We start from the raw sequence: 26,021 nt of genomic DNA, 5'->3' as shown, positions 1-26,021 counted from the left end.
TCGGGGTTCGGGTTCAGGCCGCGGTGTAGGTGGGCTCGCTGCGGAACCGCGACGGGCGGCCGCTGATGCCGAGCGCGCGCCACAGCAGGCGCGAGACCGGGTTCATCAGTCCGCTCTGCTCGCCGAGCATGCGGACGTCACCGAAGACGTTGCGCAGGAACCGCTTCGACTCCGGCGACCGCCAGAAGATGTCCTTCATGACCGCGTGGGGCACGTCGAACCGCTTGGCGAAGCTTCGCGGCGGCACCACGATGGCGCCACAGAGGATGCGCATGGTCAGCGGGAGCATCAGCGACAACAGGAAACGCTGGACGCGTCCGCGCTGCGGCACCTGCTCGCGGATCAGGTGATGGGCGAACGAGATGTGCCGTGCCTCCTCGGCGACATGGAGCTGCATGACTGCGGCCATCGTCGGGTGCAGGCTGGCGCGGGTGCGCAGGAAGTCCTTCTGGATGTGGTCGATCGGTTCCTCGCCACCGAGCACACCGAAGAAGAAGACGGTGGGGAAGATCGTCGAGAAGAGCGGAACGAGAGGGGAGATGAGCCGGTAGCCGAGTTTGGCCCCGGGGACGTCCATGCCGGTCCGGTTGACGAACTCCTGGAACATCAGGGTGTGGTTGCACTCCTCCTTGGATTCGTGCGTGGTGTAGCGGAACTCGCGCGCACCGTTGGGGAGTTTGAAGCTGTACTGCATCAGTCCGCGGATCAGGACCGACTCGAACTGCAGGCCGACCTTCGCGACATTGGCCTGGCGCCACATGCCGATCTCGATCTGCTTCTCCTGCGGAAGCTGCTGGTACCACGGATGGCGGCCGATCGGATCGACCTCGTAGGACAGGATCCACCGGGGATCGTTCTCGACGATCGCCATGTCCGGCGCGTCCCAGTCGATGTCGACGTAGGGATCGAAGTTGCGGTGGACGGACGCGGCGGACAGGTCGTCGAGGACCTGGGCGAAGTCGTGGTCGCCGCCGGTCTTGTCGTGCTGCGGCACGTAGCGGGCGGGCGCCTCGTGCTCCTGGTCGGTCCGGGTCAGTGCTTTCGTCATCGTCGCATCCCTTCGGCGTGGGCGGCTCGGTCGGTGAAACAGACCACAGCGGATGACTCGAACGTATTTCGACGGGCCGCTATTTGTCAACACTCGATGTCACGTTCGATACCGGCACAATGCACCGGTGCGTTCACCGGCAGGCCTGCCCGACTCCGTGCAGTTCAGGGGCTGACCTGGTGCGACGGGTGTAATTCGTTCGGGTTATATAACCCCGTCGCGAGCATCGCCGCGGGTTAGAGTTACCGCACCATCCGTGCCCGCGTCTGCTCACCTGGAGGAGCGATGTCCCGTCGTGTTCCGCACGCGTCCCGGCGTTCTAGGGACGCGACGCATGCCGCCCGCGTCGGTCGACGCGGCCTGCCGGCGGTACCACGCACCCGGGTCCGGTCGTGACCCAGCCGCCGCACGGTCCGACGCGTGTCGTCCCCGACCCCGGCGGGCCCCTGCCGGGCGCGCCGGGTCCGCGGCCACCGGGGCCCGCCCCGCGTCGCCCGGGACCCCCACCGCCCGTTCCGCCTCGTCCCGGACCGATGCCCGGCCAGGCGCCCCCCGCGCCGCGGCCGGGCCCTGGGCCTGTTCCGGCGCCCGGACGAGGCGCTCCCGGGCCCGCGGGCGCCGTCGGCGATCTGACACCGGGGCTGGTCGACACCGACATCTGGACCGATGCGATGGTCGAGGCCGCGGGCATCCCGATCGTCGACGTCCCGTTCGTCACGGTCGGCTCGGGCATCGGGTCATTCGTGACCGTCGACTACCTGCGCATCTGCGGGGTGCCGCTGGACCGGATCGCGGTGCTCGGCCCCCAGGACGTGCCCTGGCACAGCTACGAGTACCTGACCCGGGTGTCGCAGATCCCGCGCACGGAGCGCCTGCGTTCGGATTCGGCGTCGACCCCGGACAACATCTGGGGTTTCCCGTCGTACGCGGTGCGGGAGGCCTGGGCGGACAAGAAGCTCAAGCCGCTGTGGAATGTGCTGGTGGAGCCCGTCTTCGCGAACTTCTACACGCCGAGGGCCGGGCAGGCGTTCGAGTCGATGCAGAAGGAATGCGAACGGATCGGCTACCTGAAGTGCCTGCACCGTGGTCAGGTCCGGATGATCCGACGCCGCGCCGCCGGTGGCTACTTCACGATTCTCACACCGCCGCAGGGGACTTCGCCCACCAAGCGGGTGGCCTTCCGCAGCCAGTGGGTCCATGTCGCGATCGGATACCCGGGGATCAAGCTCCTGCCCGATCTCCAGGCGTTCCGCGAGACCTACCGCGACGCCAGCAAGGTCGTCAACGCCTACGAGTCGCACGAGCACATCTACCAGTCGCTCCAACGCAAACCCGGCACCGTGGTGATCCGCGGAGCGGGGATCGTCGCGTCGCGGGTCCTGCAGCGGCTCATCGACGATCGCGACGCGTACGGGCTCCAGACGCAGATCGTGCACCTCTTCCGCACGTACTACGACAAACCCCACGGCCCACACATCTTCATGCGGCGCAAGGGCAAAGACGGTTGGGCCTACCAGGGCTTCAACTATCCGAAGTCGGTCTGGGGCGGGCAGCTCAAGGCCCGCATGCGCAAGCTCGAGGGACACGAGCGCGCGGAGGCGTACAAGCAGATGGGCGGGACCAACACTCCGGTCCGCGACGACTGGCAGGAGCAGTTGGCCCGCGGGCGGCGCGAGGGCTGGTACCGCGTCGCCGTCGGCAAGGCGGAGAGTCTGTTGCCGGCTGCGGGCGGGCAGGGGGTGGTGACCACCGTGCGGGTCGACCCGCACGCACCGATCCGGCAGGACCACCGGCCCGACGGCACCTTCGAGATCTACGCCGACTACGTGATCGACTGCACCGGACTCGAAGCCGACGTCCGCGAGCACCGCCTGCTGCGTGATCTGCTGGACCACACCGGCGCCGGCATCAACCCGGTCGGTCGCATGGACGTCGAACGCGACTTCGAGCTGAAGGGGACACGCAGCGGGAACGGCAAGCTGTACGCCTCGGGCAGCGCGACGCTCGGCGGTTACTTTCCCGGCGTCGACACCTTCCTCGGTCTGCAGATCGCCGCCCTCGAGATCGTCGACGACCTTGCCCGCCAGGGGTTCTGTCGACGACTGACGCCCTGGCGATCGACCGCCCAGTGGTGGCGCTGGATGAACAACAAGGGAGTCGACTGACATGTTGCCCACCCTGTGGGGGCGAATCCAGACCCGCGTGCTGGTGCTCGGCATCCTCGGCGGCCTGTGGACCATCGTGCTCGTCCCGTTCCTGTGGCTCATCTCCTCGGGGGACCCGTCGATCCTCGACGTCTACCGGGTCGCCTTCACCGTGCTCGTCACCGTCATCGTCCTCGGGGTGCTCTGGGAATTCCTGTACCACTTCCTGCAGCAGTTCCGTTGGGAAAAGGACTGGCCGACGCTCTTCGGGCTCCTCACGGCGATCAACGAGGGCATCCTGGTGTGGATCGTGATCGATGGCACCGGACTGATCCCGGAGCCGCTGCAACCGTCGCCCGTCGTGTTCACCGTCCAGTTCGTCACCACCTGGTTGCTGGTGTGGGTGGCGGTCAACGGTCCACTACGCGCCGTCTTCCCCCACTGGCGATTCCAGGGAGGACGATTCCTGTGACCGGTCCGGGCGACATCCCGAGCGTCACGCCGACGGTGACGCTGATCCCCGGGGCGGGGATCGTGATCCGCACCCCGGCGTTTCTGTGCCTGACGAACGACGCGGTGCCCGCGTCCTTCCTCACCGATCTGCTCGACATCGAATCTGCGGTGGCCGTGCCGGATTCGGCACCGCGGCGGGGCCGGCACCTGGTACGGGCGCTGGCTCAGCTGGTGGCCACCGCCGACGACCCGGTCGACATCGCCTTCGCGGCTCCCGACAATGCCGGCATCGCGATCTTCCTCTCGGGTCGGGTGTACGGGGAGACCGACGGCAAGCGGATCGAGCCGCCCGCGGGCGACTCCTATGACCGCGCCGTGCCGTGGCCGTTCGAGGGTCTCGGGCTCTACCTCGCCGGCACGAAGCCCGCGGAGGTCGGTGACGAGCGCTTCGACCTGGTCCAGGGCACGGTGCCCGCCGCGGGCGCGCTGCTGCACACCCCACTGGGGTTGCGCGGCACCGAATTCCACTCCCTGGCCGAGCGCCCGCCGCAGCCGCGGCCGGAACCGGCGGCGGCGCGGCCGGAACCGGCCGTCGAACCGTCCCGACCCGACCCGGACGCGGGTCCACCGACCGAGGCCCTGGACGATCTCGACAAGCCGGCACCCGGGGCGCCGGAGCCCCCGGCGCCCGAGCCCATCCGGAAACGGTCACCCTTCGACGATCTGCCGCCGGAGCCGGACCCGATGGGCACGACCGAGCGGATGGCGCCCGGCGCCGATGGTGGTGCCGACCTGCCGGCACCCGATCCGTTGCCGTTCACCTCGACTCCGCTGGGCGGTCCGTTCGGGTCGGAACCGTTGTCCCCGAACGTTTCCCACCCACCTGAGCGGCCGCCGCGGGACGCCACCCCGCCGAGCGGCCGGCCTCGCGTCGAGCCGGCTCCCGCGCCGAATCCGTTCGCCGAACCGCTCGAACCGCGCGCGCCGCTGCCCAAGGAGGAGCATCAGAAACCCGCGACCGAGGTCGTCAAGATCGAGGCGTCGCGGGCCATGGTGCACGGCATCCGTTGTTCGCGAGGCCATCTGAACCATCCGCAGTCGTGGCTGTGCGGGGTCTGCGGAATCCGGATGGACCAGTTGACGACGTTCCTCGTCGAGGGCGAACGGCCCCCGCTGGGCTGGTTGCTGCTCGACAACGGGTTCACCTTCCTCCTCGACGAGGACCTGGTGATCGGCCGGGAACCGGGATCGGCCGGCGGTGGACCGGCGGGTTCGCCCAAACCGATTCGCGTGCAGGACGAGACAGGTCAGCTCTCGCGCCGCCACGTGGAGATCCGGCTGGTGGAGTGGACGGTGCAGCTGGTCGACCTCGGGTCGGCGAACGGCACCTTCGTCACCGATCCGAGCAGCGGCAACCGGGAGACCCGGCTGCTCCCGCATCGTGCCCACGTGCTGGTGCCGGGGTCGCATGTCCGGATCGGGGGGCGCCACTTCATCTTCGAGTCACACCACGCCCGTATCTGAGAACGGATCCGAGGTCATGGACAAACACACGGTCGCCTTCCTGCTGCTCGACGTCGCGATCGTCATCGCCGCCGCCCGGGTGGGTGGGATGATCGCGCGTGCCTGCCGTCAGCCGGCCGTGGTGGGCGAGATCGCCGCCGGGATCGCGTTGGGTCCCAGCCTGCTCGGGCTCCTGCCCGGCAATCCCGACCAGTGGCTCTTCCCGGACGACGTCCGGCCGCTGCTGGGAGCACTGGCCCAGATCGGCCTCGTGCTGTTCATGTTCATCGTGGGCCTCGAACTGGACATGCGGCTGACCAAAGGGCGTGAACGCGCGGCGGCCAGCATCTCGGCATTCTCGATCGCGCTGCCGTTCGCCCTCGGCGCGGCCCTCGGCCTGCTGCTCTATCCCTCGCACAACATGGTCGGGGGAATGGAGATCGAGCGGCTGGGGATGGTGCTGTTCATGGGTGTCGCGATGTCCATCACCGCCTTCCCGGTGCTGGCGCGGATCCTCACCGACCGCGGGATGATGAGAACGATTCCCGGGGTGTTCAGCCTGGCCGCGGCCGCCATCGACGACATCCTCGCGTGGACACTGCTGGCGTTCATCATCGCCATCATCCAGGGCGGCAGTCCCCTCGAGGTCGCCAAGATCGTCGGACTCACGCTCGTCTACGCCGCGGTGATGTTCGGTGTCGTCCGTCCACTGCTGGCGAAGCTGATCGCCTGGCGCGACAGCGCCGGCCGGCTCACGCCGGACATCCTGGCGGTCATCCTGATCGGACTCTTCCTGTCGGCGACGGCCACCGACGTCATCGGCATCCATCAGATCTTCGGCGCCTTCGTGTTCGGCGCGGTGATGCCGAAGGTGGGAGCCGAACAGCTGCACCGGGAGATTCTCGAACGGCTCGAGCAGGCGAGCGTGCTGCTCCTGCTGCCGATGTTCTTCGTCGTCACCGGCCTCAACGTCGACCTCACCCAGATCGGCGTCGCGGGCATGGGGCAGCTGCTGCTGGTCCTGCTCGTCGCGATCGCGGGCAAGTTCCTCGGCGCCTATGCGGGCGCGCGGGCGAGCGCCATCCCCACCAGACAGAGCGCGGCCATCGCGGTGCTCATGAACACGCGGGGACTCACCGAGCTGGTGATCCTGGCCGCGGGGCGCGAACTCGGTGTGCTGAGTGACGAACTGTTCGCGATGCTCGTGGTGATGGCGCTCGTGACCACGATCTTGACCGAACCCCTGCTGCGCGTGGTGTATCCGGACAAGGTGGTGGCCAATGACATCGCCGCCGCCGAACGTCGCGCCCTGGCCACCGCCACTGCCCCGCGGGTTCTGGTGCTGATGCGTGATCCCGTCGGGACGACCGCCGACCTGCGAGCGCGGCATCGGCGAATGCTGGACTGCACCACGGGATTCGACGTCGTCCTGGCCGGGTTGCTCACCGCCCCGGACCGGTCCGTGCGTCCGCTCGAGGTCGGGATTCCGGTCGTACCGGACTTCGCGGCGATCGCATCGGCCGTCGAGCGCCTCAACGAGCTGGGCTCGTCGCTGACCGGCGCGGGTGCGGTGTCGGTGCTGTGCCGGTTCAGCGCCGATCCCGCAGCCGACCTCGAGGCCATGTCGGAGAACGCCAATGCCGACCTCGTCCTCGTGGACAGTGGCGACCGGCTTCTGGGGGAGTCGCTGCGATCGGCTCCGGTGGCCGTCGTCGACGAGACCGCCGATGCCACCGTGGCACCGAGTCGTAGCACCATCACCTGTATCGCCGCGGACGATCGCAGCGGGCGGACCGCTGCGTTGATGGCCGCGGGTCTGGCGCTCTTCGGGTCGCGGTCGCTGACCGTCGTCGCATCCGGCTCTCGGCGTCGGTGGCTGGCCGACCTCAACGCTGTTGCCGAACAGGGGGTTTCGGTGTCGGTGCAGGATCCCCGCCGACACCGCGACAACGCCGTGTCGTTCACCGTCGCCGGATCGGACGAAGGCGATCCGGCCGTACCCGTTCCGGTCACCGTCGTCGACAACACCGAGACGAGCGAGGAATCGCTGGGCGACCGCGTCGCGATGCTCTACCCGTCTCCGGCCGCACCATCCGCACCCACGAGGGCGGCCGACGATCCGTCCAGTCCGAACATCGGCTCATCATCGGAGAGGCACTGACATGCCAGAAGTCGAGATCCCGCAGCAGCTGGCGGATTTCACGGTGCTCGAGAAGCTCGGCATGGGGGGCAACGGCACGTTCTATCTCGCCGTACCCCCCGCGCGACTGGGCCTGGCCACCGACCGCGTCGTGGTGAAGGTCTTCGGCGGCGTCTGCAGCGACGACGCCTACCGCCGCGGGGTACGCGAATTGCGGGCGTTCGCCGCGGTCGTGTCGCCCTACCTCGCCGGGCTCTACGACGCCGTGCTGCAGGGCCAGTTCATGTATGCGATGGAGTATTTCCCGCTCGGCTCGCTGGGTAGTCCGGCGCGCGAGCTCAGTCGAGACGAGAAGCTGGGGGCGATCGCGGACGCGGCGCGCGGCGTGGACGCCTTGCACGAAGCCGGTATCGCGCACGCCAACGTCACGCCGTCGAGCATCATGGTCACCGAGACCGGCGGCAAGATCTCCGATCTCGGTCTGGCCCGGGTGCTGGCGGCCGACGAGCCCATCACGAGCTTCGCCCAGCCCGGGGCGGTGCAGTACATGGACCCCGCATTGTTGGCCGGCGATGTGCCGTCGCGGGCGACCGACATCTGGTCGCTCGGGGCGTGTCTGCACCGTGCCCTCACCGGCGACGGGGTGTACGGGGCGGTGCCGGACACCCAGCCGCTGCTGGCAATCCGGGCGGCGCTGTCGACGCCGCCGGCCCTCTCGGAGAACCTAGACCGCGACGAGCGCACCCTCATCGCCAACTGTCTCGCCCTCGCCGGCTCCCGTCCGTCGACCGCGATGGAGGTCGCCGACCGGATCGACGGGCTGCGCGGGCGTTGACGACAGACGTCATCGGGCGGTTCTCGCCCCCTGCTCCCTGCGTCACGAAGGGTCGGCCTTCGTCCCGGTCACGGTCGTCAGCCGAGGGGCGCCGTGCGCCACCAGTCGTCGAGGATGTCGCGGCCGGTGTGTCCGGGCCACGTCGTCACCAGCGTGTACTGCGCATGCGGTGGCCCGCTGAAATTGGTGACGACCCAACCGTCGACGACGCTGTCCCGGCTCGCCGACGCCGGACCGTCGCGCCAGCTGATCTCATCCCCGGGGTAGCCCTTGAGGCCGGTGGTGACGGCAGCGCGTGATGGTGATGTCGGCGTGTGCCACACCACGAATTCGACGTTCGCGGCGTCGGTGCACGAGATCCCGTCGATGCCGTCGCGGACGACGGGCTCACAGTCGGCATCTCCCCATCCCGACTCCTCGGGCGTCTCCGGCAGGAGTTGCGGGAAGGCGGCAGCGATAGGAGCGACGCCCGCCGGCCACGGCGGCGGTGTGGTGCGGGCGCCGAGCAGCATCACCGTTCCGACGACGACCGCGACGATCGCCGTGGCGACGAAGAACGGCGCGATCAGCCGTCGTCGACGCATCGACGGGGAGGCCGTCGGCGGGGGCGCCATCGGTGGGGGTGTCGACGGCCGGTTCACCGGCCCGGCCCCCCGCGGCCGGTCGGTGACGACCTCGGTCGGCCGATCCGGATGACCGGCGGGCTGGAACACGCGCGGGACGCCGGCGGCCGGCCCCGCGTCCACGACCTCCGTCGTGTCGGAATCGGTTGCGGCGAACTCATACTCGGATTCAGGGTGGCTGGCGGGGATGGCCTCGGTCGGCGGTTCGCCGTCGGAGTGGGTGAGGTGCAGGGCGAGCTCGGCCGCTCGGACGAATTCCGCGCAGGTGCGGTATCGGTGTTCTGAATCGGCGTCGAGCGCCCGTGCCAGCACGGCGTAGAACGCCGGCGACACTGCACCCGACACCCGGTGCCGAGCGACCGAGCTTGTGCCGGTCACATTCGGCCCGCTCGCTTCGCTCCCGGCGCCGGTGAGCATTTCGACGAGGGTACGTCCCAACGAGGCGACATCGGCTGCCGGGTGCGGCATCTCGTCGCCCGCTATCGGTGCGGTGAGGCCGAAACCGGTGAGCGTGACGGCGCCGGGCACCGACGCCGCGGCGACGGTCGGGTCTGCGGAGCCGTTGAGCAGGATGTCGGCGGGGGAGACGTTGCCGTGGACCAGGCGCCGGCGATGGGCCGCGTCGAGCGCCTCGCCGACGACGGTGACGATGCGCACCGCCAGATCGATGCCGATGCCGTCGGGGTGGCGCCGGATCAGCAGGGCGGCGTCGGAGGCGGGCACGGGAGCCACCGCAACCCAGGCGCGGCCGTCGGCGATGCCGTGTCCGGTGATGCGCGCGATCCCGGGATGCGCCATCGCGGAAGTCTTTTGGATCGCATCCCGGAACCAGTTGCCGTACGCGGGAGTGATCGAGGCGGCCCGGTCCACGACGGTGAGCAGCACGCGCTCGGCGGGCGCCCCCGGATATGGGGCCGTCGCCAGGTAGTCGGTGCCGGCGACGCGTCGGCGCAGGAGGCGCTCGATGCGGTGACGCCCGACGAGAGCGCCCGGAGGAAGTGGTTCGTCGTGGGTCGGACCGACGGACACGGCGCCTCCCTCACCTCACGTGAAAGGACCGACTCTACCGGTCAGGGGGCGTCCACCGGGGCGAACAGGCGCCGGTCGACCCCGCCCGGGTCATTCGAAGAGGACTGGCGCGGAGTTGAACAGCATGACGATGAAGAAGAACAACAGGAACCACGCCGCCCCCTGCCACACCTGCCAGCGACCGTTGCGTTTCCAGACCCGGTACGTGCGGTACAGCATGGTGCTCGCGCCAACGAGAACCACGACGGGAGAGGCGACGACCAACACGGTCTGCAGGGGATCCGACGACGCATGCGCGAGGAACAGCAGGCCGAGTCCGAGTGCGACGGTGATCCCGATGTGGATCATGATTGCGCGAAAGTCGTTGGTGCCGTTCTGCGGAAGGGGTGACGTCATGGTGTCTGCCAGGTTACACGGAGCCCGAATCGTGGAGAAAGCGACGGTGGTCGGGACCTCGTACTCATTGCCGCGGCAACGGCGCCGGGGCAGGATGGGGGCCGGGGCCGACACCGGGCCGCCCGGGGCGAGCCCGGGCCGACCCGCGGCCGAACCGAAGACCCCGCCAGGGGCCGTCGCGATCAGAGGAGATGAGCCACAACATGAATGCGATACTCGTCGGCGTGGACGGGTCGGACGCGGCCACGGGCGCGGTGCGCTGGGCGGCGCGGGCGGCCGCTGCCGAAGGTCTCGACCTCAAGGTCGTCGGTGCGTATGACGCCAGCACGAGTGACTACGCCCCCGGCCTGATCATCCCGCAGGATGTCGTCGACGCCATCCGCCAGGACGCCTCCGACGCGGTCCATGCGGCCGCCGACGCCGCGAAAGAAGCGGCACCTGGCGTGACGGTCGCCACCTCGATCGTCGACGGCGACGCCGCGCGCGTGCTGCTCGAGCTGGGCAAGGACGCCGCGATGATCGTCGTCGGCACGCGCCGTCTCGGCAGCGTCAAGGGCCTGTTCCTGGGTTCGGTGAGCACCAGTGTCGCCGCTCACGCACACGGCCGGGTCACGGTCGTCGCCGCCGAGGGCAACCCCGACGGACCGGTGGTCGTGGGGGTCGACGGTTCACCGGTCAGCGATGCCGCGGTCGCCGAGGCGTTCCGGCAGGCCTCGCTGCGCAACGTGCCGCTCCGCGCGGTACACACCTGGACCCCGCTCGACGCGGACGCGCTCCACGGGTACGGCATCGGCGCCGACGAGGTGGCACGGATGACCCAGGACGCGGTCGAGGTGCTCGCCGAGCGCCTCGCCGGATACGCGCAGGACTACCCGGACGTGACGATCGAACGGTCCGTCCTGCCCGAGGAGCCGGCGAAGGCGCTGCTCGACGAGGCGGGCGCGGACGCATCGCTGCTCGTGGTCGGCAGTCGCGGCCGGGGTGGCTTCCGCGGACTCCTGCTGGGCTCGACCAGCCAGAAGGTGATGCACCACGCCGACTGCCCGGTGATGGTCGTCCGCACCTGACCCCACGGTGAGCGCTGCCCGTCGTCCCCGGTCGCGCACCGGGGACGACGCCGTCGGTGGCGCTTACCATCGACCCATGACGCTGAAGAAGCTGGAGCTCTCGGTCGGCGAGCTGGCCCAGCGAGCCGGGATCGCCCCGTCGGCGGTCCGCTTCTACGAGGACCAGGGCCTGATCTTCAGCCGGCGCACCTCCGGGAACCAGCGCCGCTATCACCGGGCGATGCTGCGGCGCGTCGCATTCATCCGCGCCTCGCAGGTCGCCGGGATCCCGCTGTCGGTCATCGGCGAGGTGCTCGCCGAACTGGGCGACCACGAGTCGCCCCCGAAGTCGATGTGGGAAGCGGCGTCGAAACGCTGGATGGACGACATCAACCAGCGCATCGCACTGCTCGAGAACATGCGGGACATGATCGGGTCCTGCGTGGGTTGCGGTTGCCTGTCGCTCGGGGAGTGCCATCTCCTCAACCCCGGCGACGAACTGAACAAACTCGGCCCGGGGCCGCGGCGACTCCTCACCGAGCAGTAGCCGTCTCCGCCAGTTGCGATGTCGGGGAGCAGAACAGGCGGCGGTACTGTTGGCCCATGGCTCGACCGTCGCGCGTGGCGCTGGCTCTGGGAAGTGGCGGCGCCCGCGGTTACGCGCACATCGGGGTGATCGCCGAACTCGAGGCGCGGGGGTTCGAGATCGTCACCGTCGCCGGCTCGTCGATGGGTGCTCTCGTCGGCGGGTTGTATTGCGCGGGGAAACTCGACGACTACGTGGACTGGATCTCGGGTCTGTCCCAGCTCGACGTCGTCCGGTTGCTCGACGTCTCGCTGACCAAGCCGGGCGTCATCGGGGCCGAGCGGATCCTGCTGCGGGTGCGGGAGATCCTCGGAGACACCGCGATCGAGGACCTGCCCGTCCCGTTCACCGCGGTCGCCACCGATCTGAACGCCGGCCGCGCGGTCTGGTTCCAGCGCGGTGTCCTCGCCGACGCCCTGCGTGCGTCGATCGCGATCCCGGGCGTCATCAGCCCGCACGAGCACGGTGGGCGGCTGCTGGCCGACGGCGGGATCCTCGACCCACTGCCGGTGGCACCCACCTCGACGGTGTCCAGCGATGTGACCATCGGCGTCATCATCGGTTCCGACGGTGGCCCGGAAGCGGGCGCCACGCGTGAACCGAAGGCCAGGGGACTGCTGCGACGCAACGTGGCGCCGATCCTCGACAACGAGTTCATCCGGGCGGTCCGTGACCGGCTCGGCCACGAGATGCCCTCGGGGGAGGCAGCGGCGTCCGATGCGGCGGTGGCCGCCACCGGCGGCGGCGCCGTCGCGGTCGATGCCGCGGCCGAGTCCGGCTCCGTCCCGTCCGCCGAACAGGTGGCGCCCGCGTTCGGCGTCGACGAACCGGCCCGGATGGGACGCGTGGAGGTGCTGAGCCGGTCGCTCGACATCATGCAGGAGGCCCTGACCCGCTACCAGGTCGCCGGCTATCCGCCCGACGTGCTGATCCGGGTACCCCGCCGGACGGTCCGCACGCTCGACTTCCACAAGGCCTCGGAGATGATCGAGCTCGGCCGGACCCTCACCGCGCGGGCCCTCGACGACCTCCCCGAGCTGCCATGAGGCAGATCCCCCGCGGCATCTGGGTGCTGCTGTCGGCGAACGTCGTCATCGCACTCGGATACGGGTTCATCGCGCCCGCGCTGCCGACCTTCGCCCGCACCTTCAACGTCTCGTTCACCGCCGCGACCGCAGTCATCTCGGCGTTCGCGGTGATGCGCCTGGCGTTCGCGCCCGCAACGGGACGATTGGTCACCGTCTTCGGCGAGCGGCGCATCTACCTGACCGGTCTGCTGATTGTCGCGGCCAGCACTCTGGCGTGCGCGTTCGCCCAGTCCTACTGGCAGCTGCTGATCTTCCGCGGCCTCGGCGGCATCGGGTCGACGATGTTCAGCATCTCGGCGATGGCCTTGCTGATCCGTATGGCGCCGAGCGACATTCGCGGTCGCGTGTCGGGCTTCTTCTCGGCGGGGTTCCTCATCGGCAGCATCACCGGTCCGCTCATCGGGGCGGCGCTGGTCGGCTTCGGACTCCGGGTCCCGTTCGTGGTCTACGCGGTCGCGCTGCTCGTCGCATCGACAGTGGTGGCGACCCAGTTGCGGGAGGTGATCGCACCGGATCAGGTCGACGGCCCGACGGGCGGGCTGATCGGTTTCCGGACCGCCCTGCGCGACAGCGCCTACCGGGCGATCCTCGCGTCCAACTTCACCCAGGGCTGGGCGTCGATGGGGGTCCGGGTCGCGGTGGTGCCGCTGTTCATCACCGAGAGTCTCGGTGCCGGAGCGGGAATGGCGGGAATCGTGCTGGCGATCTACGCCGCGGGCAACGTGCTGGCGATCCTGATCGCGGGCCGGCTGTCGGACCGGTTCGGACGGCGGCCCATCATGCTGCCCGGACTCGTCATCACCGTCGTCGCCACCATCGCGCTCGGGTTCTCGCCGAATGTGGGCGTCGTACTGGCGTTGTCGGTGGTCGCCGGGGTGGGCTCGGGACTGTTCGCACCCACCCATCAAGCCGCTCTCGCCGACGTCCTCGGCAACCGCCAGCAAGGCGGGTCGGCGCTCGCCGCCTACGGCATGTCGTCGGACCTCGGTGCCGTCACCGGTCCGGTCATCGTGGGATTCGTCGCCGATCGGGTCGGTTTCGGGCCGGCGTTCGTGCTGACCGGGGTGGTGGCCGCGGTGGCACTGGTCCTCTGGATCTTCGCGCGGGAGACCGCGCCGGTGATCGTGGGCGACGGCCCGACGATGACTCCGACCGACACGAAGGCCCGCGCAGACGATGAGTGATGTGCGCGGGCGGACGACGAATTACGGTTGAGCGATGACCGCGCCCGCCTACGACTACGCGCTCGGCGCCGACTCGGAGGTCGGCACCCTGCGAGCGGTCATGCTGCACCGCCCGGGCGACGAGTTGCGTCGGCTCACCCCGCGCAACAGCGACCAGCTCCTGTTCGACGGGCTGCCGTGGGTCGGGCGTGCGCAGGAGGAGCACGACGCCTTCGCAGAGGTGCTGCGCGAGCGGGGAACCGACGTCTATCTCCTCGGTGACCTGCTCGCCGAGACCATCGCGCACAGCGGTGCGGCCCGCATCCAGGGCATCGCCGCGGCGGTGAGCGCGCGGCGGCTGGGCACACACCTCGCGGAAGATCTCGCTACCCATCTGCGGGGGTTGTCGCCGACCGACCTCGCGTACGTACTGACGGCCGGCATGACGTTCGACGAGCTGCCGATCACACCCTCTGCCGAGCGGTCCTCGCTCGTGCGTCGGATGCACCACGGACCCGAGTTCGCGATCGAACCGCTGCCGAATCTGCTGTTCACCCGCGACAGTTCGTTCTGGATCGGCGGCCGGTTCGCGATCACCTCGCTCGCGCTTCCCGCCCGCGCGCGGGAGACGTCACTGACCGATCTCATCTACGCCCACCACCCGCGATTCACCGGGGCGCGGCGGGCCTACGAGTCGCAGGTCGCGCCCATCGAAGGCGGTGACGTGCTGTTGCTCGCCGCCGGTGTGGTGGCCGTCGGGGTCGGCGAACGGACGACGCCCGCCGGGGCGGAAGCACTGGCGCGCAGTCTGTTCGACGACCACCTGGCGCACACAGTGCTGGCGGTGCCGATCGAGCAGTCGCGCGCCTTCATGCACCTCGACACCGTCTGCACGATGGTCGACACCGACGCCGTGGTGATGTATCCCAACATCCGCGACACCATGTCCGCGTTCACCCTCGTCCACGACGCCGCGACCGACGCGGTCCGGATCACCGGGGAGCGGCCCTTCGTCGACGCCGCCGCCGAGGCGATGGGCATCACCAAACTGCGTGTCATCGACACCGGGCTCGACCCGGTGACAGCCGAGCGGGAGCAGTGGGACGACGGCAACAACACCCTCGCCCTCGCACCCGGGGTTGTGGTGTCCTACAACCGGAACGTGGAGACCAACCGGCGACTCCGGGATTCCGGCATCGAGGTCATCGAGATCGAGGGCCGGGAACTGGGATCGGGCCGTGGTGGGCCGCGGTGCATGTCGTGTCCGTTGGCCCGTGATCCCCGGTGAGGAGGAGCATCCGGTGACCCCCGACACCCCGGCCGCGCTCGACGCACTGCAGATCGACCCGGCCTCCGACCGGCCGCCCTTCGAACAAGTACGAGTCGGCATCATCGACCTCATCGAGTCCGGCGAGTTGCTCAGCGGCGAACGTCTGCCGACGGTCCGAGCGCTCGCCTCGCGACTCGGCGTGGCCGCCAACACCGTCGCGCGCAGCTACCGGGAACTCGAGGCGGCCGGCGTCATCGAGACCCGCGGGCGGCAGGGCTCGTTCATCAAGGCGGGTCGCCACGATGCGCTCGACGCGGGTTTCGCGGCTGCCAAGCAGTACGTCGAAACCGCTCGCGAGCTGGGCCTGGACGATCCCGTGATCGTTGAGATACTCAACCGTGCGCTCGGACGAACTTGAATACCTGAACCGAGATTGATTGGCTTGACGAATGACAAGTGAACAGGATGTGATCACCGGGCGTCCGAAGCAGACACTGGACCCGGTGGTCTTCACAGTCACCGCGGTACTGGTCATCGCGTTCGTGATCTGGGGGATCGGGGACAAGGAGAGTCTCAACACGACGACCACCGAGGTGCTGGGTTGGATCACCAAGAACCTCGGCTGGCTGTTCATCCTCTCCGCCACTGGCTTCGTGATCTTCGCGGTGTTCCTCGCCGTGTCCAAGTACGGCCGGATTCCGCTCGGCCGCACCGGGGAGAAGCCGCAGTTCCGCACCGTGAGCTGGATCGCGATGATGTTCAGTGCCGGCATGGGCATCGGCCTCATGTTCTTCGGTGCCTACGAGCCGCTCTACCACTTCGCCAGTCCGCCACCGGAGATCGGCTCCGACGACATCCGCGCGGCCATGGCGACAACCATGTTCCACTGGGGCTTCCACCCGTGGGCCATGTACGCGGTCGTCGGGCTGGCGCTGGCCTACAGCACGTACCGGCTGGGCCGGACCCAGTTGATGAGCGCGGTGTTCACCCGGCTCCTCGGACCGCGGGTGGCCAACGGCCCGGGCGGGAAGATCATCGACATCCTCGCGATCTTCGCGACGCTGTTCGGGACGGTGGCATCACTCGGCCTCGGCGCGCTGCAGATCGGATCGGGACTCGACACCCTCGGTTGGGTCAACGAGCCGACGAAGATGCTGCTGGTCGCGATCATCGCCATACTCACCGCCGCGTTCGTCGCGTCGGCCGTGTCGGGGATCGCGCGCGGCATCCAGTGGCTGTCCAACATCAACATGGTGCTCGCCATCGTGCTGGCTCTGTTCGTGTTCGTCGTCGGACCGACGATCTTCATCCTGAACCTGCTGCCGACGACCCTCGGCGCCTACTTCACCGATCTGACGAGCTTCGCAGCCCGCTCGGACGCCACGATCATGACCGAGGAGGGTCATCAGTGGCTGGCGGACTGGACGATCTTCTACTGGGCGTGGTGGGTGTCCTGGACCCCGTTCGTGGGTCTGTTCCTCGCGAAGATCAGCCGCGGCCGCACCATCCGCGAGTTCGTGATCGGTGTGATGGTGGTACCCACCACGGTCTCGCTGGTCTGGTTCTGCGTCTTCGGCGGTACCGCGATCCATCAGGACATCGAGGGCACCCTGGCGTTCGATCCGGCCACCGCGGCCAGTGAGAGCACGCTGTTCGACGTGCTCGCCCACCTGCCGTGGACCGGGGTGGCCTCGGCGCTGGTGATGATCCTGGTCGGCATCTTCTTCGTCTCCGGCGCCGACTCCGCGTCCCTCGTGATGGGCACTCTCTCGCAGCGCGGCGTCGAACACCCGTCGCGTCCCCTCACCGTGTTCTGGGGTGTGCTGACCGGTGTCGTGGCTGCGCTGCTGCTGGCCATCAGCGGCGACGACGCCCTCGACGGCATCAAGACGATGGCGATCATCGCCGCGTTGCCGTTCGTCGTGGTGATGATCGGCATGTGTCTGTCGCTCTATCTCGACCTCCGACACGATCCGCTGATCGTCTCCCGCCACGTGCTGACCGCTCAGGTCGACGAGCATGTCCGGGAACAGGCCAACGCCATCGCGACCGGGGAGCTCGAGGCGATCGATGCCGACGCGATACGACACCTCGAGAAGATCGACCCCGACTACGTCGACCAGGCAAACGGATCGGCGCCCGCCGAGCCGACGGTCGACCCGGGGCCGGACGACGAGCCTCGGGACAAGGGCACTCACGGCACCGACCGGTTGACCGGACCGGCGGTGTGACAACCCCCACCGGGGTCGGCAACCGATCCCGGTGGGTGAGTCGTCGTCGGGCCGGTGGGTCCTCAGCCCTGTCCGACCGCCCCGGCGAGTGCTGTGCCGAAGGTCTTCGCGGTCGCCCGGTCGAGCCGGGAGGTGGTGACGCGCAGACCATTTCGCTGCTCGGCCCCGTCGACGGCGAATACCGTCCCGGGTTGCACGGCCCACCCCAGGCGCGCCAGTTCGACGCCGACCCGCTCCGCGGGCACCTCGGGCGGAAGATCGACCCACACGTTGATCCCGTCGGGCGGTCCCATGGTCGACGCCACCCCCCGGGCATCGAGCACGTCGATGAGAAGTCGTGTGCGACGGGCGTATTCGAGGCGTGCGGTGGCGATGAGCTCGGTCGTCGCCGGATCGGTGAGCAGGTGCGCCGCGGTGGTCTGCAGCAGGTGGCTGACCCAGGGGCGGCCGGAACGCAGCCGGGCGTCGAGCGCGGCGGCCGTGGTCGGGTCGGCATCGACGAGCGCGACCCGCAGATCCGGACCCAGGAATTTCGCGACGGACCGGACGACCGCCCAGTGTCGGCTGTTGTCCGGGATCACCCGCTGATAGTCGCGAACCGACAGGAGTGAGAAGTGGTCGTCCTCGATGACGAGCACCTCCGGGTATCGCTCGAGAACCGTGCGTAGTTCATCGGCACGAGCCGCGGAGAGGGCGATCCCGCCGGGGTTGTGACCGCGGCAGGTGACGATGACCGCTCGGGCGCCCGCACCGAGCGCCCGCGCCAGATGATCGGGGCGCATGCCGTGCTCGTCGAGCTCCATGGGGAGCGCGCGGTACCCGTTGACGCGGATCGTGCCGACGCTGGCGAGGAAGCACGGATTCTCCACTGCGACGCAGTCGCCGCGGACGAGGTGGGTGTTCAGCAGCCGCTCCATCGCGTCGACGGCTCCGTGGGTCGCGATGAGTTCCCCCCGTTGCGGGTGCTCCCCGAACAGCACCGACGCCGCCTCCCGCAGTGCCGGCGCCACCGCGGCGGTTCCGTACATCGTCGGTCGGTAGGGGGCCGCGGCGATCGCGGCGCGCAGGTCGGGCAGGAGATCGGGATCGGGATCGGGATTGCCATCGGCGAGGTCGATGGTGTCCGCGGGAGCGGCGAGTTCACTGCCGGGGTGGAGCCGGTCGGCGACCACCGTTCCGCCCCGGCCGCGGGTGTCGGCGGCGCCCACCGAGACGAGCTGCCGGTACGCAGCGGCCACGGTGTTGCGGTTGACTCCCAACTCGGCTGCGAGTTCACGGATCGGCGGCAATGAGTCGCCCGGTCGCAGACGGCCGGAGACGATGGCGTCTCGCACGCTCTGGACGATGGCCTGCACCGTCTGCCCGGTGATCACGACGCTCACCACGACCTCCCTGCTGATCAAGATCACGTTCTTTTGTCCTAGGACAAATGCTACGGTGGTCGCACGGCACCGAGATCGGGAGTTGTGCGCCATGAACCGAAGTCCCGAATCCGCCCGTCCGACCTGGGGTCGCCAGGTTGCCTACTGGTACGGCGGGCGACTGCCCGCCTCGATGACGGAGTGGGTCGGCAACGACCTTGCCGGTCCCGGTGCGTCCGTGCGGATGGTCGCCCGGTGGTCGATACCGTGCATCCTGCTCCTGCTGCCGATGTTGTTCGTCCCCGCCCCGTGGGGAGTGCGGATCACCATGACGATGCCGATCCTGCTGTCGTACCTGTTCTTCTCCATCGCCCTGAACCGGGTCTACCGTCGCTACCGACTGGTCCAGCACGGACTGGACCCCGAGCTCGTCAACGCCGTCGATCGTGTGAAGAACGCCGACCTGTACGCCGAGTACCACCGGAAATACCGCGGCGAGAACGGCCGGCCGGTGTCCGTCTCCCGGTAGGGGACCAGGCCGCGTCACGGTTACTCAGCCCCAGCTCGGCAGCCAGATCTGCTGCCGCCACAGGCCGGGCGAGATCGGGGAAGCGGTGAGGATCGGCCACAACCACACGAAGTTGGTGACGACCAGACCCACGTAGATCGCCACCACCATGATCGCGAGGGCCCGACGCTCGGGCCGAGCGCGGGCAGTCGCCGCAGCCGAACGCAGCAGGTCGCCGCAGCACAGCGCGAGGCCCATCACCAGGAACGGCGCCAGCACGGTCGCATAGAAGAAGTACATCTGCCGATCCAGGGCGAGGAACCACGGCAGGATCCCGGCGAGGTAGCCGACCAGGACCGCCGCGTACCGCCAGTCACGCCGCACGATCCACGACCACAGTCCCCACAGCAGCATCGGCAAGGCCAGCCACCAGAGAGCCGGTGACCCGATCAGCATCTGCGCGCGCACGCACTCGCCCGCGCCGCACTGGTCGGGACCGTTCTCGAGCGCGTAGAGCATGGGGCGCAGGCTCATCGGCCACGTCCACGGCTTGGACTCCCACGGATGCTGGTTGCCCGCCGAATTGGTCAGCCCCGAATGGAATTCGAGGATTCCCGACTCGTAGTACCACAGCGATCGCCAGGCGCCCGGGACCCAGGCGAACGGTCCGTCGGAGCCGATCGTGTTGCCCACCTGATAGCGGTAGACGGCCGTCTCGCTGTTGAACCAGGGCAGGTAGGTCAGGAAGTAGATGACGACCGGCATCACCGCGAGGCTCGCGCCGCTCGGCACGACGTCGCGCACCAGGGTGCCCACCCAGGGGCGCTGCACGTGGTACGCCCGGCGGGCGGCGACGTCGAAGCCGATCGCCAGTGCGGTGAAGAAGATGACGTAGTAGATGCCCGACCACTTGGTGCCGCAGTTGAGCCCCAGCATCACGCCGGCGACGAACCGGTACCACCGGAAGCCGAGGCGCGGCCCGAAGGGACTGTCGGCGATGCGGCCCTCGCGGTACACGCGGTCCATACGCGCCCGGACCTGGTCGCGGTCGGCGACGAGCGCGGCGAAGCCGGCCACGATGAACAGCGTCTGGAAGATGTCGAGCATGCCCATCCGCGACTGCACGAACAGCACGCCGTCGCAGATCGCGAACACACCCGCGATCGCTCCGACGAGCGTCGAACGCGTCAGCCGACGAACCGCACAGTAGATCAACACGACGATGAGGACGCCCGAAATGGCCGGTGCGACGCGCCATCCGAGCGGGCCGTAACCGAAGACCGCCTCCGAGGCGGCCAGCATCCACTTGCCGACCGGCGGATGCACGACGAGGCCGTACGCCGGGTTGTCCTCGATCCAGTTGCCGCCGGTCAGCACCTGCCAGCCCTGCGGGACGTAGTGCTTCTCGTCGAAGACCGGTGTGCCCTTGTCGGTGGGGTGGGTCAGGGCCCAGAAGCGGGTGATGGTGGCCAGCAATGCGATGACCACGCCGACCAGGAGTCCACGCCCGCGGTCGGGGGCACCGAAGAGCGGTGCGGGCACGTCCGGGCCCAGGCGAGGTGGCACCCGATCGATCCTAGTGGTCCCTCGTAAGCTGGCTGTCGATGAACGCCGCCCAGTCCGACTCGCCCCAGCTCGACGACGATACGACCGTGTCTCCTGACGCCACCGGGGGCGCCGATCCCGGTCCCGGTCACTCATCGGACGCGCGCGGCCGGCTGGTGTTGGCGGCCACCCCGATGGGACAGGTCGACGACGCCTCGCCGCGTCTGCGTGCGGCGCTGCGGACCGCGGACATCGTCGCCGCCGAGGACACCCGTCGCGCCCGTGCGCTGGCCGCGGCGCTCGATGTCGAGATCGGCGGACGGTTGGTCAGCTATTACGACCAGGTCGAGGCCGCTCGGACGCCGGGTCTCGTCAGCGCGATCGCCGAGGGGCAGACCGTACTGCTCATCACCGACGCCGGGATGCCGTCGGTCAGCGATCCCGGGTACCGCGTCGTCGTGGCATGCGCGGACGCGGGACTACCGGTCACGGCACTGCCCGGGCCGTCGGCGGTGACGACGGCCCTCGCGGTGTCGGCCCTGCCCTCCGAGCGGTTCTGTTTCGAGGGGTTCGCTCCCCGCAAGCCCGGCGCACGGGCCGCGTGGCTGCGTGAACTGGTGTCCCAGCCCCGGACCGCGGTCTTCTTCGAATCACCGCACCGGCTCGCCGACACGCTGGCGGCCGCGGTCGAGATCCTCGGTCCGGACCGTCGCGCGGCGGTGTGTCGTGAGATGACCAAGACCTACGAGGAGGTCCGGCGCGGCGGACTCGCCGAACTCGCGGAATGGGCGAGTGGGGGCGTCCGCGGCGAGATCACCGTCGTGATCGCGGGTGCGGTCGCGGCCGAACCCGACATCGACGACCTCGCCGATCGAGCCGAGGAACTCGTGGCCGGCGGCATGCGCCTCAAAGACGCCTGCGCCGCGGTCACGCAGGGTTCCGCTGCCTCTCGACGCGACGTCTACCAGCAGGTGCTCGAAAGACGTCGAGCTGATCCGGGCTGACGCGCAACTCCACCCGCGGCGCGAGGCGGTAGGGGCGGCTCGAGACGAGCGCGCCGACCACCCGGCGCAGCCGCGACAGTTCGGCGCGCACGCTCACCGTGTGGCCGTCGTCGCCGAAGAGCAGCTGGCTCAACCGCTGTGAGGTGAGGCCCTGCTCGCCGGCGTCGGCGAGCAACAGCAGGATCTGGGCGTGGCGACGGGTCAGGACGGTGCGCCACGGTTCACCGTCGCCGGTCACCGTGACCGTCGGCTCACCGTCGAGGGAGAGCTCGGCCAGGACCGGGCCGGACGGACCCGCCGGACGCACCAGCCATCCGCGGCCCAGACGTTCGACCACACAGATCCCCAGTCCCGGCACGAACTGACGCATGTCGTCCGTCGGCACCGCGACGCGCACGGGCGGGGTGCAGCCGCGTCCTTCGGCCACCCACCCGTCGTCGTCGATGAGCAGTCCCGGTCCGTGCAGGCCGGCCAACTGCGCCTGGCCGGTGAACCGGAGTTCGGCGAGCTCTCGCTGGTGGGCGAGGGTGATCTCGTGTTCGCCGAGTGCGGCCAGCGCGGAGGTGAATGCCGATGCTGCCGGCTGCATCTCCATGGCCGGGCCCGCCAGGCCGGCGATGGCGATCATGTCCCCGGTGCGGTGGTCGTGCACCGGCACCGCGGTGCAGAACAGTCCGTGCAGCGAACTGTAGTAGTGCTCGGCGCCGAACAGCCGGGTCGGGCGCTGGAGATGGACCGCGAGGCCCACGGCCGTGGTCGCGGTGGAGTTCTCGTCCCAGCGGCTGCCCTCGACGAGGTCGAGTCGATCGGCCTCCGGGAGAACCGACGCCGAACCTCCCCGCCACAGCAGCACGCCGTCCGCGTCGAACACGCCCAGGGTCATCGACGCGTCGTCCGCGGACTGGGCGAACAGACGCTGCAGCGGCTGCACCGCGTCCCGCAGCGGGTGCGTGGCCCGGCGCGTCTCGAGTTCGTCGTCGGAGATGTGGCCCGGATTGTGCGTGTCGACGGTGGACCGGTGTCGACCCGACCGGACACGGCCCCATGATTCGACGACATCCCCCGGGACCTCGGCACGTGGGGTGCCGCCGGACATGAAGGCATCGTGGTCACGGCGCAGATCACGATCGAGCACCGCGAGATCGGTGGACGACCGGATGGGCACAGTCATGGCGGAATCGTACCCAAAGCGGCACTCGATCATGCCGATCCGCGCGACCCCACGATGCTCGCGGCCTTGTCGAGGCACTCCTGCCATTCCCGAGCCGGGTCGGAATCGATGGTGATCCCACCGCCGACACCGAGCGCGAGGGCCCCGTCGGGTGCGATCTCCACGGTCCGGATGGCGACGTTGAGATCGAGGGCGCGGTCGGGTCCGGCCATGCCGATGGCCCCGCAGTACACGCCGCGAGCATCTGCCTCCCAGTCGTCGAGCAACTCCATCGCCCGCAGCTTCGGGGTGCCGGTGACCGACGCCGGCGGGAACGTCGCCGCGAGAACGGCCTCGTTGCCCGTGCCCGGTGCCACGATGGCCTCCACGCGCGAGACGAGGTGCCAGACGCCCGGGGCGGGCACGACCGACAGGAGCTCGGGTACCCGCACGCTGCCGGTCACCGCGATCCGTCCCAGATCATTGCGGGCCAGGTCGACGATCATGATGTTCTCGGCGATGTCCTTGGCCGACGCCGCCAACGCGTCGGGGTCGGCGTGCGCGGGCAGGGTGCCCTTGATCGGCGACGACGTGATGATGTTGCCGGTCCGGCGCAGGAACGTCTCCGGCGACAGGCTCGCCACTGTTCCCCAGTCACCTTGTAGGAAAGCGGCTTTCGCCGGTGCGGTGGCGCCCGCGAGTTCGGTGAAGAAGTCGACGGGGTCGCCGCCGAGCGTTCCGGTGAAACGGGTGCACACACAGGCCTGGTAGACCTCGCCGTCCCGGATCGCGTCGAGGCATCTCGCGATGGCGGCGAGGTGCGGAACCCGCTCGGGGGCATGCCATTCCGTCGCCGACGATGGGGTGGTGGCGCTCGGCCGGGCCGAGGAACGGTCGCCGGCGGCACGGACGGTCGCCATCGCCCAGTCGGGGATGCCGGTCCCGACGGACTCCCATCGGCCGTCGCGGAGCACGAGCACGCCGTCGGTGTGCCCGCCGGCGTTCGCCGGCAACGACGCCTCGTCCGGCCGCACCGGGAACCCGAGGTAGCCGAACCAGAACCGGTCGGGATCGTCGGGTGGGAGGCAGCCGGGCGTCAGTGCGACCGACGGTGCGATGACCGCGTCGGCGTCGTACCAGTCACCGATCAGCGCGGCCGGTGGCGGCAGGCGACGGGCGGCGGTCTCGGCGTGCAGGGCGCGGAGCACGTCGAGCGCAGGCGCTGCCGCGACCGGGCCGGGCAACGCGGATCCCATCCCGTTCGACGCGACCATACGGAGTGTGCGAGGTCAATTCTCGTATCGCGGGAACACCGGAGTCGGCTTCGGCAGCACGGTTCCGGGTACCAGCCGGCTCGCGACCGCGGTGAACTGACGATCGACGTCGGCGACGAGCAGATCGAGGATCTTGTTGGATGACTCCGGCATGACCGGCTGGCTCAGGAGTGCGACGATGCGCACGACCTCACCGCAGACGTAGAGAACCGTGCCGGTGCGCTCGAGATCGGTCTTGGCCAGCTTCCACGGTTCCTGTGCCGAGATGTACCGGTTGGTCTCGGCCAGCGTCGCCCACAAGGTCTCCAGCGCCAGGTGGATGGCCTGGTTGTCGATGTGGGCTCGCACGGCGTCGAGCAGGGAGTCGGCACGGGCGAGGAGCGCGGTGTCGACGTCGGTGAGTTCGCCCGGTGCCGGCAGGGTGCCGTCGAAGTACTTGCCGATCATCGACAAGGTGCGCTGGGTCAGGTTGCCGAACTCGTTGGCGAGGTCGGCGTTGATGCGCGACACGATCGCCTCGGCGGAGTACGAACCATCCTGTCCGTAGGACACCTCGCGGAGGAAGAAGAACCGCACCGGGTCGAGCCCGAACTCGTCGATGAGGTTCTCCGGGTCGACGACGTTGCCGACCGACTTGCTCATCTTCTCGCCCTTGTTGAACAGGAATCCGTGCGCGAACACCCGCTTCGGCAGTTCGACGCCGGCGCTCATCAGGAACGCGGGCCAGTAGACACAGTGGAACCGGATGATGTCCTTGCCGATGATGTGCAGGTCGGCCGGCCAGAAGCGTGCGAATGCGTCCGGGTCGTCGACGAATCCGACGCCCGTGAGGTAGTTGGTCAGGGCGTCGACCCACACGTACATGACGTGTTCGGGATGGCCGGGCACCGGGACGCCCCAATCGAAGGTCGTGCGCGACACCGACAGATCGGTGAGACCGCCCTTGACGAAACTGATGACCTCGTTGCGCCGGACGTCGGGGCCGACGAAGTCCGGCTGGGACTCGTAGAGCTCCAACAGTTTGTCCTGGTATGCCGAGAGCCGGAAGAAGTAGGTCTCCTCCTCGGTCCAGGTGAGCACGTGTCCGGTGTCGGTCGCGACGCGGTCGCCGGACTCGTCGACCCGGGTGTCCGCCTCGGCGTAGAAGGTCTCGTCCCGGACGTCGTACCAGCCCGAGTACTTGTCCAGGTAGATGTCGCCGCGGTCGCTCATCCGCTTCCACAGTTCCTCCGACGCCCGCTTGTGGTCCTCGTCGGAGGTGCGGATGAAGCGCTCGAAGCTGGACCCGAGGCGTTCCTGCAGGGCCTGGAATCGGTCGGAGTTCCGCTTGGCCAGTTCCGCGGTGGGGATGCCCTCCGCAGCGGCGGTCTGCTGCATCTTCTGCCCGTGGACGTCGGTACCGGTCAGGAACCGGACGTCGAACCCGTCGAGCCGCTTGAACCGTGCGAGCGCGTCGGCGGAGATGTACTCGTAGGCGTGCCCGATGTGCGGAGCGCCGTTGGGGTAGGCGATCGCGGTGGTGATGTAGTACGGGCGTCCGCCGCCGTAAGACGCGCCGGACGGATCAGGGCTGGTCAGATCGGGTGCCATAGTGCCCAACAGACTACCGACCGCGCGCGACCGG

At 69.3% G+C, this 26,021-nt stretch carries 22 protein-coding genes; 14 read left to right on the top strand and 8 right to left on the bottom strand.

The features are described 5' to 3' along the window. Positions 1 to 13: 13 nt before the first annotated feature. A complete protein-coding gene (locus FFS52_RS03825) occupies positions 14 to 1,048 on the bottom strand; it encodes a diiron oxygenase (protein WP_137808885.1) in 1,035 nt (344 codons plus the stop codon). A gap of 671 nt (positions 1,049 to 1,719) precedes the next feature. Between FFS52_RS03825 and FFS52_RS03820 the strand changes: the two genes are divergently transcribed. From FFS52_RS03820 to FFS52_RS03800, 5 genes are read left to right on the top strand one after another with little or no spacing between them, the layout of a single operon-like run. Further along, the gene (locus tag FFS52_RS03820) at positions 1,720 to 3,213 is read left to right on the top strand and encodes a hypothetical protein (protein WP_231742359.1); all 1,494 of its coding nucleotides are present in this window, start codon (positions 1,720 to 1,722) and stop codon (positions 3,211 to 3,213) included. Between the two features lies 1 nt (position 3,214). Continuing rightward, positions 3,215 to 3,664 carry a hypothetical protein gene (locus FFS52_RS03815; protein WP_065630183.1) on the top strand — a complete coding sequence of 150 codons (450 nt, stop codon included), beginning with the start codon at positions 3,215 to 3,217 and terminating at the stop codon, positions 3,662 to 3,664. Then, complete coding sequence (locus tag FFS52_RS03810; protein WP_137808884.1) at positions 3,661 to 5,169, top strand: FHA domain-containing protein; 1,509 nt, start codon at positions 3,661 to 3,663, stop codon at positions 5,167 to 5,169. Before FFS52_RS03815 ends, FFS52_RS03810 begins: the two co-directional genes overlap by 4 nt. A gap of 16 nt (positions 5,170 to 5,185) precedes the next feature. Beyond that, entirely contained in the window at positions 5,186 to 7,309 is a 2,124-nt protein-coding gene (locus FFS52_RS03805) for a cation:proton antiporter (RefSeq protein ID WP_137808883.1), read from the top strand. Between the two features lies 1 nt (position 7,310). Continuing rightward, a complete protein-coding gene (locus FFS52_RS03800; RefSeq protein WP_137808882.1) occupies positions 7,311 to 8,123 on the top strand; it encodes a protein kinase in 813 nt (270 codons plus the stop codon). A gap of 77 nt (positions 8,124 to 8,200) precedes the next feature. On the opposite strand, the gene FFS52_RS03795 is transcribed toward FFS52_RS03800, so the two are convergent. Both FFS52_RS03795 and FFS52_RS03790 read right to left on the bottom strand, forming a co-directional pair. Next, positions 8,201 to 9,775, bottom strand: a complete 1,575-nt coding sequence (locus FFS52_RS03795; protein WP_137808881.1) for a serine/threonine protein kinase — start codon at positions 9,773 to 9,775, stop codon at positions 8,201 to 8,203. A gap of 90 nt (positions 9,776 to 9,865) precedes the next feature. Beyond that, positions 9,866 to 10,171, bottom strand: a complete 306-nt coding sequence (locus tag FFS52_RS03790) for a hypothetical protein (RefSeq protein ID WP_137808880.1) — start codon at positions 10,169 to 10,171, stop codon at positions 9,866 to 9,868. A 203-nt stretch (positions 10,172 to 10,374) separates the two neighbouring features. Here FFS52_RS03790 and FFS52_RS03785 point away from each other — a divergent pair, with 203 nt between their 5' ends. The 7 genes from FFS52_RS03785 (at position 10,375) to FFS52_RS03755 (ending at position 17,555) form a co-directional block, all read left to right on the top strand. Then, positions 10,375 to 11,238: a universal stress protein gene (locus FFS52_RS03785; protein WP_058251664.1), complete on the top strand. Its 864-nt coding sequence runs from the start codon at positions 10,375 to 10,377 to the stop codon at positions 11,236 to 11,238. Between the two features lie 76 nt (positions 11,239 to 11,314). Further along, a complete protein-coding gene (soxR, locus tag FFS52_RS03780; RefSeq protein ID WP_065630178.1) occupies positions 11,315 to 11,764 on the top strand; it encodes a redox-sensitive transcriptional activator SoxR in 450 nt (149 codons plus the stop codon). 56 nt (positions 11,765 to 11,820) lie between these two features. Continuing rightward, positions 11,821 to 12,849 (top strand): patatin-like phospholipase family protein, encoded by a 1,029-nt coding sequence (locus tag FFS52_RS03775; RefSeq protein ID WP_137808879.1) that lies wholly within the window; start codon positions 11,821 to 11,823, stop codon positions 12,847 to 12,849. Next, positions 12,846 to 14,075 carry an MFS transporter gene (locus FFS52_RS03770; protein ID WP_137808878.1) on the top strand — a complete coding sequence of 410 codons (1,230 nt, stop codon included), beginning with the start codon at positions 12,846 to 12,848 and terminating at the stop codon, positions 14,073 to 14,075. The genes FFS52_RS03775 and FFS52_RS03770 overlap by 4 nt, the downstream gene beginning before the upstream one ends. A gap of 34 nt (positions 14,076 to 14,109) precedes the next feature. Continuing rightward, on the top strand, positions 14,110 to 15,342 hold the full coding sequence (locus FFS52_RS03765; protein ID WP_065630176.1) for an arginine deiminase: 1,233 nt from the start codon (positions 14,110 to 14,112) through the stop codon (positions 15,340 to 15,342). Positions 15,343 to 15,355: 13 nt separating this feature from the next. Next, positions 15,356 to 15,742 carry a GntR family transcriptional regulator gene (locus tag FFS52_RS03760; protein ID WP_205333081.1) on the top strand — a complete coding sequence of 129 codons (387 nt, stop codon included), beginning with the start codon at positions 15,356 to 15,358 and terminating at the stop codon, positions 15,740 to 15,742. Positions 15,743 to 15,773: 31 nt separating this feature from the next. Continuing rightward, entirely contained in the window at positions 15,774 to 17,555 is a 1,782-nt protein-coding gene (locus FFS52_RS03755) for a BCCT family transporter (protein WP_171011541.1), read from the top strand. A gap of 62 nt (positions 17,556 to 17,617) precedes the next feature. Here FFS52_RS03755 and FFS52_RS03750 read toward each other — a convergent pair whose 3' ends face one another. Beyond that, complete coding sequence (locus FFS52_RS03750; RefSeq protein ID WP_137808876.1) at positions 17,618 to 18,937, bottom strand: aminotransferase class I/II-fold pyridoxal phosphate-dependent enzyme; 1,320 nt, start codon at positions 18,935 to 18,937, stop codon at positions 17,618 to 17,620. A 91-nt stretch (positions 18,938 to 19,028) separates the two neighbouring features. Between FFS52_RS03750 and FFS52_RS03745 the strand changes: the two genes are divergently transcribed. Continuing rightward, positions 19,029 to 19,445 carry a DUF5313 domain-containing protein gene (locus tag FFS52_RS03745; RefSeq protein WP_068972385.1) on the top strand — a complete coding sequence of 139 codons (417 nt, stop codon included), beginning with the start codon at positions 19,029 to 19,031 and terminating at the stop codon, positions 19,443 to 19,445. Between the two features lie 24 nt (positions 19,446 to 19,469). Here FFS52_RS03745 and FFS52_RS03740 read toward each other — a convergent pair whose 3' ends face one another. Beyond that, entirely contained in the window at positions 19,470 to 20,990 is a 1,521-nt protein-coding gene (locus tag FFS52_RS03740) for a phospholipid carrier-dependent glycosyltransferase (RefSeq protein ID WP_226512789.1), read from the bottom strand. A 38-nt stretch (positions 20,991 to 21,028) separates the two neighbouring features. Here FFS52_RS03740 and rsmI point away from each other — a divergent pair, with 38 nt between their 5' ends. After that, positions 21,029 to 21,973, top strand: a complete 945-nt coding sequence (gene rsmI / locus FFS52_RS03735; RefSeq protein ID WP_137808875.1) for a 16S rRNA (cytidine(1402)-2'-O)-methyltransferase — start codon at positions 21,029 to 21,031, stop codon at positions 21,971 to 21,973. On the opposite strand, the gene FFS52_RS03730 is transcribed toward rsmI, so the two are convergent. Genes FFS52_RS03730 through metG form a run of 3 tightly spaced genes read right to left on the bottom strand, consistent with a single transcriptional unit; the run spans position 21,897 to position 25,987 of the window. Further along, positions 21,897 to 23,144 (bottom strand): helix-turn-helix domain-containing protein, encoded by a 1,248-nt coding sequence (locus FFS52_RS03730; protein ID WP_137808874.1) that lies wholly within the window; start codon positions 23,142 to 23,144, stop codon positions 21,897 to 21,899. The two genes, rsmI and FFS52_RS03730, sit on opposite strands and share 77 nt — an antisense overlap. Positions 23,145 to 23,173: 29 nt before the next feature. Continuing rightward, on the bottom strand, positions 23,174 to 24,379 hold the full coding sequence (locus tag FFS52_RS03725; protein WP_137808873.1) for an aminodeoxychorismate synthase component I: 1,206 nt from the start codon (positions 24,377 to 24,379) through the stop codon (positions 23,174 to 23,176). A 33-nt stretch (positions 24,380 to 24,412) separates the two neighbouring features. Continuing rightward, positions 24,413 to 25,987: a methionine--tRNA ligase gene (gene metG, locus FFS52_RS03720; RefSeq protein WP_137808872.1), complete on the bottom strand. Its 1,575-nt coding sequence runs from the start codon at positions 25,985 to 25,987 to the stop codon at positions 24,413 to 24,415. Between the last annotated feature and the right edge of the window lie 34 nt (positions 25,988 to 26,021).

It is taken from the genome of Gordonia sp. ALPHA1B1, from assembly GCF_005502615.1.
Lineage (GTDB): Bacteria > Actinomycetota > Actinomycetes > Mycobacteriales > Mycobacteriaceae > Gordonia > Gordonia hongkongensis.
This window is presented reverse-complemented; position numbering and strand designations above follow the sequence as displayed.

Coding starts and splice junctions, on each gene's coding strand:
- FFS52_RS03785 (WP_058251664.1), top strand. CDS start 10,375: ATGAATGCGATACTCGTCGGCGTGGACGGGTCGGACGCGGCCACGGGC.
- FFS52_RS03820 (WP_231742359.1), top strand. CDS start 1,720: ATGGTCGAGGCCGCGGGCATCCCGATCGTCGACGTCCCGTTCGTCACG.
- FFS52_RS03745 (WP_068972385.1), top strand. CDS start 19,029: ATGAACCGAAGTCCCGAATCCGCCCGTCCGACCTGGGGTCGCCAGGTT.
- FFS52_RS03755 (WP_171011541.1), top strand. CDS start 15,774: ATGACAAGTGAACAGGATGTGATCACCGGGCGTCCGAAGCAGACACTG.
- FFS52_RS03770 (WP_137808878.1), top strand. CDS start 12,846: ATGAGGCAGATCCCCCGCGGCATCTGGGTGCTGCTGTCGGCGAACGTC.
- FFS52_RS03825 (WP_137808885.1), bottom strand. CDS start 1,048: ATGACGAAAGCACTGACCCGGACCGACCAGGAGCACGAGGCGCCCGCC.
- metG (WP_137808872.1), bottom strand. CDS start 25,987: ATGGCACCCGATCTGACCAGCCCTGATCCGTCCGGCGCGTCTTACGGC.
- FFS52_RS03790 (WP_137808880.1), bottom strand. CDS start 10,171: ATGACGTCACCCCTTCCGCAGAACGGCACCAACGACTTTCGCGCAATC.
- FFS52_RS03765 (WP_065630176.1), top strand. CDS start 14,110: ATGACCGCGCCCGCCTACGACTACGCGCTCGGCGCCGACTCGGAGGTC.
- FFS52_RS03775 (WP_137808879.1), top strand. CDS start 11,821: ATGGCTCGACCGTCGCGCGTGGCGCTGGCTCTGGGAAGTGGCGGCGCC.
- rsmI (WP_137808875.1), top strand. CDS start 21,029: ATGAACGCCGCCCAGTCCGACTCGCCCCAGCTCGACGACGATACGACC.
- soxR (WP_065630178.1), top strand. CDS start 11,315: ATGACGCTGAAGAAGCTGGAGCTCTCGGTCGGCGAGCTGGCCCAGCGA.
- FFS52_RS03725 (WP_137808873.1), bottom strand. CDS start 24,379: ATGGGATCCGCGTTGCCCGGCCCGGTCGCGGCAGCGCCTGCGCTCGAC.
- FFS52_RS03815 (WP_065630183.1), top strand. CDS start 3,215: ATGTTGCCCACCCTGTGGGGGCGAATCCAGACCCGCGTGCTGGTGCTC.
- FFS52_RS03805 (WP_137808883.1), top strand. CDS start 5,186: ATGGACAAACACACGGTCGCCTTCCTGCTGCTCGACGTCGCGATCGTC.
- FFS52_RS03800 (WP_137808882.1), top strand. CDS start 7,311: ATGCCAGAAGTCGAGATCCCGCAGCAGCTGGCGGATTTCACGGTGCTC.
- FFS52_RS03730 (WP_137808874.1), bottom strand. CDS start 23,144: ATGACTGTGCCCATCCGGTCGTCCACCGATCTCGCGGTGCTCGATCGT.